Source organism: Polaromonas sp., from assembly GCF_039932935.1.
In the GTDB taxonomy this organism is placed as follows: Bacteria; Pseudomonadota; Gammaproteobacteria; order Burkholderiales; family Burkholderiaceae_C; genus Polaromonas.
This window is the reverse complement of record NZ_JBDTPB010000071.1, coordinates 1-14,403: the sequence shown is the minus strand read 5'-3', so window position 1 is coordinate 14,403 and position 14,403 is coordinate 1. Positions and strand designations below refer to the sequence as shown.

The 14,403-nt window shown below is 60.2% G+C and carries 13 protein-coding genes; 10 read left to right on the top strand and 3 right to left on the bottom strand.

All coding sequences use genetic code 11. The features are described from left to right. Nucleotides 1-130 precede the first annotated feature (130 nt). From ABI546_RS12305 to ABI546_RS12270, 8 genes are all read left to right on the top strand, one after another. Nucleotides 131-1,072, top strand: a complete 942-nt coding sequence (locus ABI546_RS12305) for a YihY/virulence factor BrkB family protein (RefSeq protein WP_348046876.1) — start codon at nt 131-133, stop codon at nt 1,070-1,072. Between the two features lie 486 nt (nt 1,073-1,558). Next, complete coding sequence (locus tag ABI546_RS12300; protein ID WP_348046875.1) at nt 1,559-2,140, top strand: DUF2239 family protein; 582 nt, start codon at nt 1,559-1,561, stop codon at nt 2,138-2,140. Between the two features lie 155 nt (nt 2,141-2,295). Continuing rightward, complete coding sequence (locus ABI546_RS12295) at nt 2,296-3,648, top strand: MATE family efflux transporter (RefSeq protein WP_348046903.1); 1,353 nt, start codon at nt 2,296-2,298, stop codon at nt 3,646-3,648. A gap of 28 nt (nt 3,649-3,676) precedes the next feature. After that, nucleotides 3,677-4,777, top strand: coding sequence for an acyltransferase family protein (locus ABI546_RS12290; RefSeq protein ID WP_348046874.1), 1,101 nt, complete (start codon nt 3,677-3,679; stop codon nt 4,775-4,777). Nucleotides 4,778-4,840: 63 nt separating this feature from the next. Beyond that, nucleotides 4,841-5,485, top strand: coding sequence for a glutathione S-transferase (locus tag ABI546_RS12285; RefSeq protein WP_348046873.1), 645 nt, complete (start codon nt 4,841-4,843; stop codon nt 5,483-5,485). 176 nt (nt 5,486-5,661) lie between these two features. Then, nucleotides 5,662-6,207, top strand: coding sequence for a hypothetical protein (locus ABI546_RS12280; RefSeq protein WP_348046872.1), 546 nt, complete (start codon nt 5,662-5,664; stop codon nt 6,205-6,207). 35 nt (nt 6,208-6,242) lie between these two features. Beyond that, nucleotides 6,243-6,740: a hypothetical protein gene (locus ABI546_RS12275; RefSeq protein ID WP_348046871.1), complete on the top strand. Its 498-nt coding sequence runs from the start codon at nt 6,243-6,245 to the stop codon at nt 6,738-6,740. 59 nt (nt 6,741-6,799) lie between these two features. Continuing rightward, nucleotides 6,800-7,057, top strand: coding sequence for a hypothetical protein (locus ABI546_RS12270; protein WP_348046870.1), 258 nt, complete (start codon nt 6,800-6,802; stop codon nt 7,055-7,057). Here ABI546_RS12270 and ABI546_RS12265 read toward each other — a convergent pair. The 3 genes from ABI546_RS12265 to ABI546_RS12255 form a co-directional block, all read right to left on the bottom strand. After that, entirely contained in the window at nt 7,054-7,314 is a 261-nt protein-coding gene (locus ABI546_RS12265) for a UBP-type zinc finger domain-containing protein (protein WP_348046869.1), read from the bottom strand. The genes ABI546_RS12270 and ABI546_RS12265 overlap by 4 nt on opposite strands. 62 nt (nt 7,315-7,376) lie before the next feature. Next, a complete protein-coding gene (locus ABI546_RS12260; RefSeq protein WP_348046868.1) occupies nt 7,377-8,813 on the bottom strand; it encodes a hypothetical protein in 1,437 nt (478 codons plus the stop codon). 18 nt (nt 8,814-8,831) lie between these two features. Continuing rightward, on the bottom strand, nt 8,832-10,553 hold the full coding sequence (locus tag ABI546_RS12255) for an FAD-dependent oxidoreductase (protein ID WP_348046867.1): 1,722 nt from the start codon (nt 10,551-10,553) through the stop codon (nt 8,832-8,834). 216 nt (nt 10,554-10,769) lie between these two features. Here ABI546_RS12255 and ABI546_RS12250 point away from each other — a divergent pair, with 216 nt between their 5' ends. Then, nucleotides 10,770-11,579, top strand: a complete 810-nt coding sequence (locus tag ABI546_RS12250) for an extensin family protein (protein WP_348046866.1) — start codon at nt 10,770-10,772, stop codon at nt 11,577-11,579. A gap of 540 nt (nt 11,580-12,119) precedes the next feature. Beyond that, nucleotides 12,120-14,318: a DUF6531 domain-containing protein gene (locus ABI546_RS12245; protein WP_348046865.1), complete on the top strand. Its 2,199-nt coding sequence runs from the start codon at nt 12,120-12,122 to the stop codon at nt 14,316-14,318. Nucleotides 14,319-14,403 lie beyond the last annotated feature (85 nt).

Sequence of the window (14,403 nt, the reverse complement as noted above, 5' to 3'; positions counted from 1 at the left end):
ACGCCGCCTTGGGATGCCTTTGGGAATACTCAGTGCGCGGATCGTCTTCACAGGATCACAGGATCACAGAGCCAGAGGATTCACCAGTACCGCATTTCCATCTCAGCAGCCAGGAAGGCAAGGCCTCGACGTGCACCTTAAACATTTCTATGTGCTCGGAAAAAAATCGGTAACGGCCTGGCTGGACGACTACGCACCCAGCATGGGTGCGGCGATTTCCTACTACACCGTGTTTTCAATCGCGCCGCTGCTGCTGATCGTGATCGCCGTAGCCGGTTTTGTCTGGGGACGCGAGGCCGTGCAAGGGGAAATCGTCGGCCAGCTGACGGGCCTGATCGGGCGCGAAGGCGCCATGGGCATCCAGGCGCTGATCGAAAGCGCCAACAAACCCACGAAGGGCCTGGTGGCCACGGCCATCAGTATCGGAGTGCTGGTGGTGGGCGCGACCACGGTGTTTGCCGAACTGCAAAGCGCGCTGGACCGCGTGTGGGATGTGCCGCCGGCCGAAAAAACCACCGGCATCTGGGCCACTTTGCGCAGCCGCCTGCTGTCGCTGGGCTTCATTCTCGGCCTGGGTTTTTTGCTGTCGGTGTCGCTCGTCGTCAGCGCGGGGGTGGCGGCATTTGGCGGCTGGGCGACCGGCCTGCTCCCGGGCGCGGAGGCCTTGCTGCAGGTGATCAACAGCGTCATATCGCTGGGCGTCGCCACCCTGCTGTTTGCGATGATCTTCAAGGTCATGCCACAGGCCTCCGTCAGCTGGCGTGACGTGTGGGTGGGCGCCGCAGTGACGGCCGTGCTGTTCGAGATCGGCAAGGCCCTGATCGGCTTTTACATCGGCAAAAGCAGTGTCACCTCCTCATTCGCCGCAGCCGGCTCCCTGGTGGTCTTGCTGGTCTGGGTTTATTACTCGGCACAGATCTTTTTACTGGGCGCCGAATTCACCTGGGTTTACGCGCACGAACACGGCTCGCTCGCCCAGGAAAACAAAGACCTACAACGAGACTCGCACGACATTCCCCGCAAAAGCACCGGTGCGGTCAACTTGCCCGGGACCATAAAGCGGCCCCCATGAATCCTGCACGAAGCCACTTGCCTTGCCGACAAAAACCCTGCCGTAATCACGCCGCAGTGCCCGCTTCGCGGCGGCCGATGATGCCGTAGACCTCGACCGGACCTCTGAGGCCCTTGCAGGTTTAAAAAATGCCCTTGAACCCGATCATGAAGTCCGGTGACCTTTTTTGCCGCATTTCCTCGGGAAAGTGCCGGCTCTTTTCTGTGAACGGATAGCGAATGTCAAGGTGCAAAACTCAAGCTCAGAAGAATATTAAATAGGTTAATTAGATGATTTTCAGGCTATAAAAATAATTACACCCGGTTTCAATTGGGTATTGCACATTTATATCCGGGTGTTATAGAATTTATTCACCCGGATTAAATTAATCTGCTTTGTTTCCTTCTCACCGCTTTTGCACTGTTTTTTGGGCCGCTTTCGGACACTGTCGGACCCTCTCCGGACGCTTTTTAAACACTTTTTAAACACCTTCAAGTTTGGTCTTTCATGTCATCTCCTCCTTCACCTCCTTCACCTGATACCTCTCCTCGCCTGATCGCCTTTGCCGGCTTCCGGCAAGTCGCCGCCGGTGATCGCACACAGGTCATTCACGCGCTGCGCAAGCTGTCCACCACTGAAGAGACGCTGCTGCGCGTTTTCAACGACGCCACCGGCGAGCGCATGGACCTGGACCTCAGGCCCGAAGCCGAGTCCGCGCCGGCCGAAGAGGCCTCGGCAGCCCGCCCGGTGGGCCGCCCCAGGCTTGGCGTGGTAGCGCGCGAGGTCACGCTGCTGCCCCGCCACTGGGAATGGCTGGCCAGCCAGCCCGGCGGCGCGTCGGTCACCCTGCGCCGCCTGATCGACGAAACCCGCAAGGCTAGCGAAGGCCGCGTCAGCGTTCGTGCTTCGCGCGAGAACGCCTACCGCTTCATGAGTGAGATGGCCGGTGACTTCGCGGGCTTTGAAGAAGCCACCCGCGCGCTCTTTGCGGGCGACAAGTCCAAATTCGAAGGCCTGGTCGCGCCGTGGCCTGAAGACGTGGGCCTGCAACTTGCCAGGCTCGCCGCCGCCAGCTGGAGCGCCGAATGAAGCCGCCCGATATCACCTCGCTGGACCACCAGCTGGAAACCGAGGTGCACGAAGGCGACCTGCGCGCCGCGGGCGAAATCGCCGCGCCTCCGGCCTCCGTGGCTGAAGCCGCGGTGCCCCTGGCTCCTTCACCCAAGGCGCCGCCACCGCGCGCCATGCTCAGCGACAGCGTGCCGATGTGGAAGACCTTCGCCGCCTTCCTGGCGCCCATGTTGCTCAGCAATATCCTGCAGTCGCTGTCGGGCACGCTCAACAACGTCTATGTGGGCCAGATGCTGGGCGTGGGCGCGCTGGCGGCCGTGTCCAGCTTTTTCCCCATCCTGTTTTTCTTCATCGCCTTCACCATAGGCCTGGGTGCCGGGGCCTCGGTGCTCATCGGCCAGGCCTGGGGCGCGCGCGATACCGGCAAGGTCAAGGCGATTGCCGGCACCACGCTCAGCGTCGGCTTGGTGTTCGGCCTGCTGGTTGCCCTGTTCGGCGGCATCTTCACCGGGCCGCTGCTGGCGGCGCTGGGCACACCCGCCGACATCCTGCCCGACGCCACGCTGTATGCCCGCATCATGATGCTTGCGGGGCCCGGCCTTTTTGTCTATTTGCTGGCCACCGCCATGCTGCGCGGCGTGGGCGACACCGTGAACCCGCTCTACACGCTGGGCATTTCCACGGTGGTCGGCCTGATCGTCACACCGGCGCTGATACGCGGCTGGGGCGGCCTGCCGCAGCTGGGCGTGGCCAGCAGCGCGGTGGCGTCGGTGCTGTCCATGGTGACGGCCACCGCCTGGCTGGCCTTCAGGCTGCGCAGCATCCACAGCCCGCTGGCACCGGATGCGGAATTCGCGCGCCACATGCGCATCAAGGCAGGCATTCTCAAGACCGTGCTCAAGGTCGGCGTTCCCACCGGCGTGCAGATGATCGTCATCGCGCTGGCCGAAGTCGCCCTGCTTTCGCTCGTCAACAGCTACGGCTCCGGTGCCACGGCGGCCTATGGCGCGGTCAACCAGGTCGTGGCCTATGTACAGTTCCCGGCGATCTCGATTGCGATCACCGCCTCCATCCTGGGCGCGCAGGCCATAGGCGCGGGGCGCACAGACAAGCTGGGCACCATCGCCCGCACCGGTTTGATGATGAACTTGACGCTGACAGGCGCGCTGGTGGTGATCGGCTACTTGTTCTCGCGCCACCTGATGGGGTTTTTCATCACCAGCGAGCCGGTGATCGAGCTGTCGCAAAACCTGCTGCACATCATGCTCTGGAGCAGCGTCATCTTCGGCATGCAGGCCGTGGTGTCCGGCATCATGCGCGCCAGCGGCACGGTGTGGGTGCCCATGGGCATTTCAATCTTCTGCATCGCATTGATCGAAGTACCGTTTGCCTGGCTCATGAGCCACCGAATCGGCATCAGCGGGATATGGATGGCCTATCCCGTGACGTTTATGGCCATGCTGGGCCTGCAGACAGCGTATTACCGCCTGGTCTGGAAGAAAAAATCGATCAGGCGCCTGATCTGAGCCCGCCGTCACCCGCACGACACCTGCCATGACCCACACGCACCGCAACGCCACCGTGGACATCGCCCGAGGCATCGGCATTGTGCTGGTGGTGCTCGGGCACAACGGCCTGGTGCTGGAGAACAAAGGCGAACTCTTCCGCGTGATTTACGCGTTTCACCTGCCGCTGTTCTTTTTTCTCTCAGGCCTGTTCCTGAAAGACACCGACACCTTGCGCAAGTTTGCGCTGTCACGCGCTGACGCGCTTCTGAAGCCATATTTTGTCGTGCTGGCGCTGGCCGGCATCCTGATGGCGCTTGAACCCGACGTGGTTCCCACCGCCGATGCCAGCGCGGCCGGCTACTTTTTCGGCGTCCTGTATGCCACCGCACCGACCATCGCCTGGGCACCGCTGTGGTTTTTGCCGCACCTCTTCGTGGCGTCGGTGGTCTCCATGGCGATCTTGCGCGCGACCCGCACAGCCCGAAACCGCTCCTTCTGGCTTGGGCTGATCGCCTCAGCGTTGCTGGCAGCAGGCATTCACTGCATGGGCCGCTTCTGGCAAACCGACACCGGCAGCCTGCGTTTCATGGGCCTTGACCACCTGCCCGGCCTGCCCTGGAGCCTTGACCTGACGTTCATCAGCTCGGCCTGCATTTTGTGGGGTTTCCTGCTTCGCCGGCAGGTCATGTCCCTGAACTTCAGCACCCTCCGGTTTCTGGTGGCGGCCTTCGCCTTCGCCTTGCTGCATTACCGATTCAACGAAACCATGGACCTGAATTTGAGAATCTATGGCGACCCGCTGATTGCCACGCTACAAGCCGTGCTGGGCATTTATATGGTCTTGTCCGTCTCTTCGCTGCTGCAGCGCTACGCAATATTGCAGCGCCCGCTGACCTACATCGGGTCTGGCAGCTTGCTCATTCTGGTGTTTCACCCTGTCGCCCAGGGCAGGGCCGCGCTGGTGCTGGCCCGCGTCACCCACAACGATTACGTTGCTGGAGCGCTCAGCCTCGCCGCGGGCATCATGCTGCCGCTGTTGATCCTGGAAGCCGCGCGCCGACAGCGTTTCCTTGCCGTGTGGCTGCTGCCGCGAAAGTTTGGCCCGCCAAAGCAGGTGTCGGCAGCATCGGCAACAAAATTGCCGTGAGCAAACCCAAGCAAGGCCGGCCAGATGGCTTTAACATGGCCTCCCCTTTTGCCGGAGACCGCCATGCAACTCATCGGAATGCTCGACTCGCCCTACGTTCGCCGCGTAGCCATTTCGCTGCAACTCCTCGGCCTGCGCTTTGAACACCAGTCGGTGTCAGTGTTCAGCACCTTCGAGAAATTCCGGCAGATCAATCCGGTTGTCAAAGCGCCCTCCCTTGTTTGCGACGACGGCACGGTGCTGATGGATTCCACGCTGATCATCGACTACGCCGAAGCGCTGGCCGCGCAGCAATCCCCGCCCAAGAGCCTCATGCCGGTGGCCATTGCCGAGCGCCAGCAGGCGCTGCGTGTGATTGGCCTGGCCATGGCTGCCTGTGAAAAAGGCGTGCAGATAATTTACGAGCGCAACCTGCGCCCCGCCGAAAAGCTGCACCAGCCCTGGGTGTCACGCGTCACAAACCAGCTGCTGGCCGCCTACTCCGAACTCGAGTCGGAGCTTCAGCGCAAGCCATTGGCCGCGACCAGCGGCACCATGGGCCAAGACGGCGTTACCGCGGGCATCACCTGGCACTTCACACAGGCCATGATTCCCGAGGTAGTAAACGCAGCCGACTACCCGGCTCTGTGCGAATTTTCAGCCCGGGCCGAGCAGTTGCCCGAGTTCGCGGCGGCGCCGCACAGCGACAAAACCTTCCAGTGGCCGTGAGCCGCAACGCCAGAGTACTCAAAGACCAGGCGCTGCGGTGCGATCCGGGCGGTGTGTTAGCGCGGCGCTGCAGGCGATGGCGTGCGTAAAGGAAGGCACCTTTCTTTAAAGATCGACACGCAAGGCAGCGCACCTAAAATCAGGCGCAGAATCCATAAAAACACGGGGGAGCACAAATGCCAATGGAAAAATCCGAGATCAAACAGAGGGCGCGAGAGTTACTCGCGGCCGGACAAGGGGGAACCGCAACATTTGCACAGTTGTCCGGCCAGGGCCTGAAAGACAAGCAACTCGCAACTGTGATTGCGAGCTATGCGGATCCCGTACTCACCGAGGCCCACAGGGGAAAAGTCCGGGTGTTGATCGTGATCATGCTCATCCAGGTGATTTTTGCCTTTTTTGTGGGCTACGGCATCGGCTACAAAATTGGCCCTAACGCTCCCTGGATCGCAAGCGCCTTGATGGCGCTGGTGCCGCTGGCCTTTGCCTGGGCTTTTTATGCCAACAAGGCGGTCGCTTACGAGGCCTATGTGTTGCTCTCCATATTGGGAGTTGCCAGAACGCTGGACGGTTTCGTCACTGCGCCCCTCAACGCTGCGACAGGGCTCGCCATCAGCGTGGCCTTGTGCAGTTTTGTCCTCTATGTTCAATTCAAAATTTTCCCGGACTTGCTCTTTTTGTCACCGAAAAAAGTGGCGGGAAAATTCGTCTTCTCAAACTGAAATTTCATTAACGATTAAAACCTCCGTACCTGGTCATGAAACTTAAACTCATCGCGCCCGCCTTTTTTCTCGTCGCACTTTCCGGCTGCGCAAGCTACAAGCCAGTCCCCGAAGGCTATACCGGTCCTGTTGCAACCGTGTCAGACAGCGGCTTTGCAGAAGACAGCCGCAAGGCACAACTTTTTGTGATCGATGGCGTGGACGGCAACCGCATTGCGAACAGTTTCGGTGCCAGCGCAGGCGCCAGCTATGGGCGGGGCTTCGCATTGACCACCTCAATCGTCGAACGGCAAGTTCCTGCAAAGCCCATGAAAGTCGCTTTGCGCGCCAGCCACACAACCGCTGCGCCCATACATGCCATCGCGAGCCAGATGGCCGGAACCTTCTTTTCGGTCGAAGGCGTGGTGGACTTCACTCCGCAACCCAACGGAAAATACGTGGTGAAGGGTGAACTCAAGAAAGAGTCTTCTTCGGTGTGGATTGAAGATGCCGAGACCCAGCTGCCGGTCACTGAAAAAGTCGTCAAAAAATAGGTTGCCGGATTCACCCACCAGCGGTGGACTCGCAGGCCCTGGACGGCTAGGATGGCTGCATGGCCACCGAACCCGAATCCGAACCCGATCCAGGCTCCACCCCGGAACTCTCCGAAGAAAAAATCAATGAAGCCAGGGACGCCTGGTGCCTGGCGTATGTGCATGTCTGGGACGACCTGTCCAAAGGCGTTTACGACAATGACGCGGTTCAGAAGGCGGCCGACGAACACTGGCAGCGCAGCCCCAAATCAAGTCCGGTGATGGTGGCGTCGACCGAGTTCACCAAGGTCTCAAAGAAACCGGAAGGCTCGGGCTAGCCCACCTGGAGCTTGTGCTCGTAGCACCACATCCAGCTTTCGCCGGGCTCGAACGACTGGATCACTGCGTGCCCGGTCGTCGCATGGTGTTTGCTGGCGTGTTTGTTTTTCGAATCGTCGCAGCAACCTACGTGGCCGCAGTGCACGCAGAGGCGCAAGTGCATCCATGTATCACCCATCGCCAGGCATTCTTCACAGCCTCTTGAATTGGGAGAATGGATATCGGCTGGGACGTGGGTGCAAGGTTTGATTTTCATGTTGCTGCTTTCAAAGAATTCAATCGCCCACTTTTTCTCGCCATTTGTAAGGTCTCATAGATTCAGGGTTTTGCCTCCAGTCTTTTTTCTTCCAGCTGGGCGAGTGGGATTTTGATTGTCCAAGGCCTCCGGTTTTCTTCGCCTGTACCGCGCCCATAAATGCCATAAACAAGCAAATGATCTGCAGTCAAGTCGAAACGATATGACTCAAAACGCAATGGCGCACCGATGCCCCACGGGGTAAGAGGCGCAAGCTGCGCGCTCCACGTCGTCCTGCCGGAGAAATCAACTCCAAAAATGGAAATCTCACTCCCCAATTCGTTTGCCTGAACAAATATCAACTGGGTTCCCGTCGTTGCCCATTTTCCGTAAAGACCCTGATGCTCCAGGGTTTGGAGCAACCCGGGCTGCGGCCTGATCAAGGTATTGCCGTCTACCCATGCGCCGTATTTCTCTCCTAATGCGTAGTTCTCCGCCGCGCTTCTCGGCTTGAATATCGAGGTAGAGCTGTCTTCATACGGTTCGTCCGTCGACGAAAGGACTTTTGATCGAATTTGAGTTCTCATGGATTTCGCCGCATCCACCGTGAGAGGCAGGCCTTGAACCCGCAAGGTTTCGCGGCGAAGCAGCCTCGACGATGCGCGGGCAAGGGCCTCGGATGTTGGGCGAATAAGCTGCATGAGCGTGGAGTAACCCGAATTCCCATTCGGCCGGCATCTGTCGTTTTCATGCAGAGTCATGTAAGGTGCGGTGTCATAAAACGCCCTGTGGGCATCCGTAAATCCTGCAACGGTTTTTCCAGTTTCACGCTCCTTAAGGACCCACCGCGAGAGAACATATTTTGACAACTCATGCGAGACTTCATAGGCCGAAGTGGGCTGATCCAGGTAGCTAACCTTGAGGCAGTAGCCGGGCCTGATCGGAGGACGCGAAGAAAAGAAGCTCTCCGGGCGGCTACTGTCCGGAAAATAGCAGTTGCCATCGGCATTACCGCCGATGCTCAACCGTGCATACCCTTCCGATTTTTCGGCTTTCCACGGATAGTCCTGAGAACCCGTCAACGTTCCTTTCGCCGTTAACTTGATCTCAATGAAATCCATGGGCGCTTTCGTCAGGAAGTATTGAAGATCTTCCGAGCGCATCCCCCCAGTCGTGTCAACAAAGCTATTGACTAAAAAGGGGCCAGGAGTTTCCTTCAGTTCCTGTTTGCAGATCGAGTCGGTGACGGACTTCAGAAAAGCGTTACGTGTCCCGCCAACAAACGTCAGGACCAACGGAACCAGGATCGGGGAGGTAATCAAGCAGGCGACAGCGAGGCTCTTGAGCTTTCCGCGTTTGCCATTGCCAATGAGCAAGGCGGCCCCAAACACGACGAACAACACCGCACCAATTCCTAAAAAAATCAGCAAGAAAAAAGGCTCCGCAAACTCTACGGCACCACGTTGTCTAAATTTGCGAGCTGAATATTTCCCGGAAAATTTTGTCCTGTTCGTATGCATGGTTTTCTTCGCGATTGCTTATCCGTTATTTGCCGATTGCGCGCGCTCCATCGCCGCCAGATGCTGGTGGATCATCGCCACCGCAGCAGCGCCCTCGCCTATCGCACCGCCCACGCGCTTCACGGAGCCGCTGCGCACGTCGCCGATGGCGAAGAGGCCGGGGATGTTGGTCTCCAGCGGGGCGGGTTTGTAGTCGGAATGCTTGCAGGTGACGGACTCGCCGGTCATGACAAAACCGTGCGCGTCAATCGCCACGCCGCAGGTGGTGAGCCAGCTGGTTTCCGGGTCGGCACCGACGAAGAGGAAGACATTGCGCACGGCGGCCTCTTGCTCGCTACCGCTTTTGCGATGCCGCCACGTCACCGCCGAAAGTCCCGCATCGCTGTCACCATGCAACTGCACGACTTCGGTATGCGGGCGCAGCTCGATGTTGGGCGCCGCCTCGATGCGGTCAATCAGGTAGCGCGACATGCTGGCCGCCAGGCTCGGCCCGCGTACCAGCATGTTGACTTTGGCCGCGTGCTGGGACAAAAACACCGCCGCCTGGCCCGCTGAATTGCCGCCGCCCACCAACACCACTTCGGTCTGGCTGCACATTTTGGCTTCCAGCGCCGAGGCCCAGTACCAGATGCCCCGGCCTTCGAATTTTTCCAGATCTGGCACATCAGGCCGGCGGTAACGCGCGCCGCTGGCCACCACCACGGTTTTGGCGCGCAGGCTGCGGCCGTCGGTCAGCTTCAAGTACAGCTCGCCCTTGATGGCCTTGTGCGCGCAGTCCAGCGACTGGGCTTGCGCGGGGATCAGCATCTCGACGCCGAACTTTTGCGCCTGTACGTAGGCCCGGCCTGCCAACGCCTGGCCGGAGATGCCGGTGGGAAAGCCCAGGTAGTTTTCGATGCGCGCGCTCGCGCCGGCCTGCCCGCCGTAAGCCCGGCAGTCAAGCACCAGCACGTGCAGCCCTTCCGATGCCGCATAAACCGCCGTGGCCAGACCGGCAGGGCCGGCGCCGACTACAACCACGTCAAACAACTCATCGTGGTCTTCGGTGTCGACCATGCCGATACAGCGCGCCAGCTGGCTTTCGTCGGGGTTCACCAGCACTGAACCATCAGGGCACACCGCCAGCACATCACCGGCGGCTACGCCGTATTGCTCCATCAAGGCAGCGGCATCTGCGTCCTGGGCAATGTCCACCACGTGATGGGGCTCGCCGTTGCGGTTGAGAAAACTTTGCAGGCGTATCACGCCGGCCGACTGCGGCTGGCCGATGAGCACCGGGCCGCTGGCACCGGCCTCGATCAGCGCCACGCGCCGCAAAATCAGCGCGCGCACCAGCCGCTCGCCCAGGTCGGCTTCGGCAATGATCAGGGCGCGCAACTGCCCGGGCGGCACCAGCAAGGTTTCCACATCGTCTTCGGCATGGCCGTCGACCAGCGCAGGCGCGCCTGAGAGTTGCCCGACTTCGGCCAGAAACTCGCCCGGCCCCTGGACGACGATGGGCACCACATGGCCCAGACCGTCGCGCTGGGTGATGGCGACCGTGCCCTTGAGCAGCACAAACATGCCCGGGCCGGGCTCACCGGCGGCAAACAGCCTGTCGCCCTTTTTAAATTGCAAGACCTTGCCGAAGCGATGCATGCGCGCGATCTCGGCGGCACTGAGCACCGGAAACATCTGGTGACGCCGGCTGGTATCGGCGGGGGGTGCAGGTGGCGGGGTGCGGGTGACTTCATCGGCCATTCAAAATACTCCAATACTCCGTAAGGGGACGCTGCAACGCGCAGGCGTGCGCATGCCCAGACGATGCCACAAAACGATGCCATGAAGGGATGGGTTGCGGATTGAGACCGCGTGCAGCACTCGGGCTTTCACCGCAAGAGAGCAAATCCGGCCGTGCCGTGCGCGCCGGCCCTGTACGCTTGGCATTGTTGTTCCGGGCTTCGCCACAAAATCACCATGCCGCTTCCAGACTCCGGTTTTTCGTCCGACGCAGCGCCTGCCAGGCGGCTTCGTTGGGGCCGCTGGGGTCGCTGGGTATGGCTGGCCGTATGGAGCGCGCTGGTCGCTTCAGCGTATGGGGTTTACAGCGGCGCCTGGCAAATTCCGGCGGAGTTCAACCCGTGGGCGCCGCTGGACGCGAAGGCCCCGCCCAACCTGCTGACTATTTACAAACTCTCACGGGCACGCAACGACCCGGCGCGTTGCCTGGCCGCGCTGGACAGCACCGGCATGCAGTACGACGTCTTGCCCGACCGGAGCACGGGTGAGGATTGCGGCTTCAGCAATGCCGTGCGGCTGCGCAAAGCACCTGTGCGCCTGGGCGCGGCGCTGCCGCTCAGTTGCCCCATGGCCTTGTCGTTTTACATGTGGGAAGAAAACGCGCTGCAGCCGGCGGCGCAGCAGCATTTTGGCCAGCGCGTTACAGGCATCGACCACCTGGGCAGCTATGCCTGCCGCAACGTGAACAGCGGCGAAGGCACGCCCTCCCATGCACCGGCGCGCACCCGCAGCCGCCATGCCACGGCCAATGCGCTGGACATCTCCGCCTTCACGCTGGCTGGAGGCCAACGGGTCACGGTGCTAAAGCACTGGCCCGACGAGGATGCCGCCGCCCCACCCGGCCCTCCCGGCCCCGAAGCCCTGCTGCTGCGCGACGTGCACAAAGGGGCCTGCAAGTACTTCAAGGGCGTGCTGGGCCCCGACTACAACGCGGTGCACCGTGACCACTTTCACCTGGAAACCGGCGGCTACAGCATGTGCAAGTGAAGTCTTCTTAAAAAAACTCTGGCAAGAAATGCCTGAACCCCAATAAGAGCTGGAGCGAACAGCTATTACTTTGATCAGCGGGCAAGGGTTGGCGAACAAGTCAAAGATTCGCGAGGCAAGCAATAAAGAAATGTCATTCGCATATATGACGAGCTGGGTCCGCATTCAGAAAATTATGAAGCGAGCAATTGAGAACTATCCGACGCATTAAAAATTTGCGGCGTAGGTATTCAATTCTTTCCGCTTACCCGGGTAAATAATTGCAGTTGTAAAAAGCTCACTGACAACGTTTCGGCATTGACAGGCCACGACACCTCATCAACACTCCCTGCAAAACATCAACTGATGGCGACGTCTTGCAAGTGACTCGCCCATACGCTGCATCAAATAGTTTGCCAGCCAAGGCGACCAGGATCAGCAACCTCTGGGAGGAGGAATATGTCGAAAATAGTCGGTGGTGGTGATGTACGCTGCCTGAATAAACTTGTACTTGCTTTGGTGGTCGGATTTGTTGGGGTGGCTAGCGCTCAGTCTCCTAGCATGAGTCTGATACCGATCAAACGTCAAAACACCGACCGCACTGCGTGTCCAGTTGGTGAAACGCTGAATTATTTTTACTACTACGCGGATGTACCGTATTACCGTGCTGACACCTGGTGCGGTACTGCCCAGAAGGCAGTCGAGTACAGCAACTCTGTAGAGGCAGACAACAAGCCTGCCTGGGTCACGAGTTGCGTGCCAGGGGAGTATTGGACTTACTCCCATACCAAGGTCAGCAACCCATCTTTCCTGTACAACAGTCCGATGCTTGGTTACATCGGCATGGTTTGCACGCCCGTTGAGGCTACTCCACCGGAGTCAAGCGCATCAGAATCAGGCAAGCCAAAGATCTGTCCAGCACTCCCACCGCCGCCGCCGCCGGACGGAGAGAAGACTCCCAAACCGATCATCCCCGCGACGGGCGAGGAGATACTGGCGCAACCCGACTATGCGGGGCAAGGAGCAGACGCACTGAGCTTAGTGCGGCACTACCGAAGCGGTTGGGCGGGCATAACCGGCAGGGATTTGGCCGTCAACCCGGGGCTGAGTCAAGCCTGGTCGCACAACCACGCCGTGTCCATCAAATGGGAAGGGATTGCCGGCACAGCCAACAGCGTGGCCCGAGTCATCTTCGGCGACGGCAGCGTACGCGCCTTTGGCTGGGATGAGGCTACCACCAGTTGGAGCGCCGGCAACAGCGCCGACAGCCTGACCTCCAACACCGCAGGCCTTCTCTACAAACGCCTGGACGACGACAGCCTGTGGCAATTTGATGCGGCCGGCAAACTGCTCACCGTGACCCAGAGAAACGGATGGATCACTACCTATACCTACAGCACTGCCAGCACACCCGTCAATATTGCCCCTGTGCCCGGCCTCCTCCTCACCGTGAGCAACCAGTTCGGCCGCACCCTGAGCTTTGCGTACAACGCCAGCAGCCAGCTGACGAGCGTGACCGCCAGCGACGGCCAGGTCACCAGCTACACCTACGACGGCACCACAGCCACCTCGCACCTGACCAGCGTCAGCTACCCAGGGAACTCAGGCGGCACCGTCACCCGTACCTATCACTACGAGAACGCCACCTTCACCCAGCTGGTCACCGGCATCACCGACGAGCTGGGAGTCCGGCTGGCCACCATCGCCTATGACAGCCAGGGCCGCGCCACCAGCAGCGGCTATGCCGGAGGTGCAGACCAGTACAGCGTCAGCTATGCAACTGGTGCATCCACGGTGACCGACCCCCTGGGGACCCAACGCACGTACAACTACAGCACCAACAAAGGCAAGCTGGCGGTGACCGGTGCCGACAAGCCCAGCGGCACTGGAGCCGCCTCGGCAGCCAGTCGCGTGCAAGACGCCAACGGCTTCATCACCCAGGAGACCGACTTCCTGGGGGTGAACACCATGTACACCTGGGACATCAACCGGCGCCTGCCTTTGACGAGCACCAAGGCCAGCGGCCTGCCCGAAGTGCAAACGACGACAACGCAGTGGCACGCCACCTTCAGGTTGCCCATGCTCGTGACCGAAGCGGGAAGAACCACCACCTATAGCTACGACACACAGGGCAATCTGCTGAGCCGGACCGAGACTGACACAGCCACAAATGTGGCCCGCAGCAGCAGCTGGACGTACAACAGCCAGGGATTAGTTGCCACCCAGAGCACCAACAGCATCGTCCAGCAGACCTACGCCTATTACAGCAGCACCAGCTTCAGCGGCACCGCGCCCAACGAAGTCGGCCACACCACAGGCGACCTGCAGAGCATCACCAACGCCGCAGGCCACGTCACGCAATTCACGCTATACGACTTGGCGGGGCGAGTCAGGCAGATGATCGACCCCAAAGGCATAGTGACCGACACCGTGTACACCCCAAGAGGCTGGGTGGCGAGCACGACAGTCACCCCACCGGGCGGAGTTGCCAGAACCACAACATACACCTACGACAACGCAGGCCAACTGACAGGCGTGACGCTAGCTGATGGCAGCGCGATGAGCTACAGCTACGACGCCGCCCATAGATTGACAGGCGTGACGGACGCCAAAGGCAACACCGTCAACTACACCCTGGACGGCATGGGCAACAAGACTGGCGAGCAAGTCAAAGACCCCCAGGGCAACCTGCAAAGAAACATCACCCGGGTGTACGACGCCTTGAACCGGGTCCAGCAAGTTACGGGGGCAAGCAATTGAAAACTAGAACCACCACCACCCTCACCGCCGTGCTATGCGGCCTGGCCGCCCTGGCCTGGGTGATGCCGGTATCAGCCCAACCCCA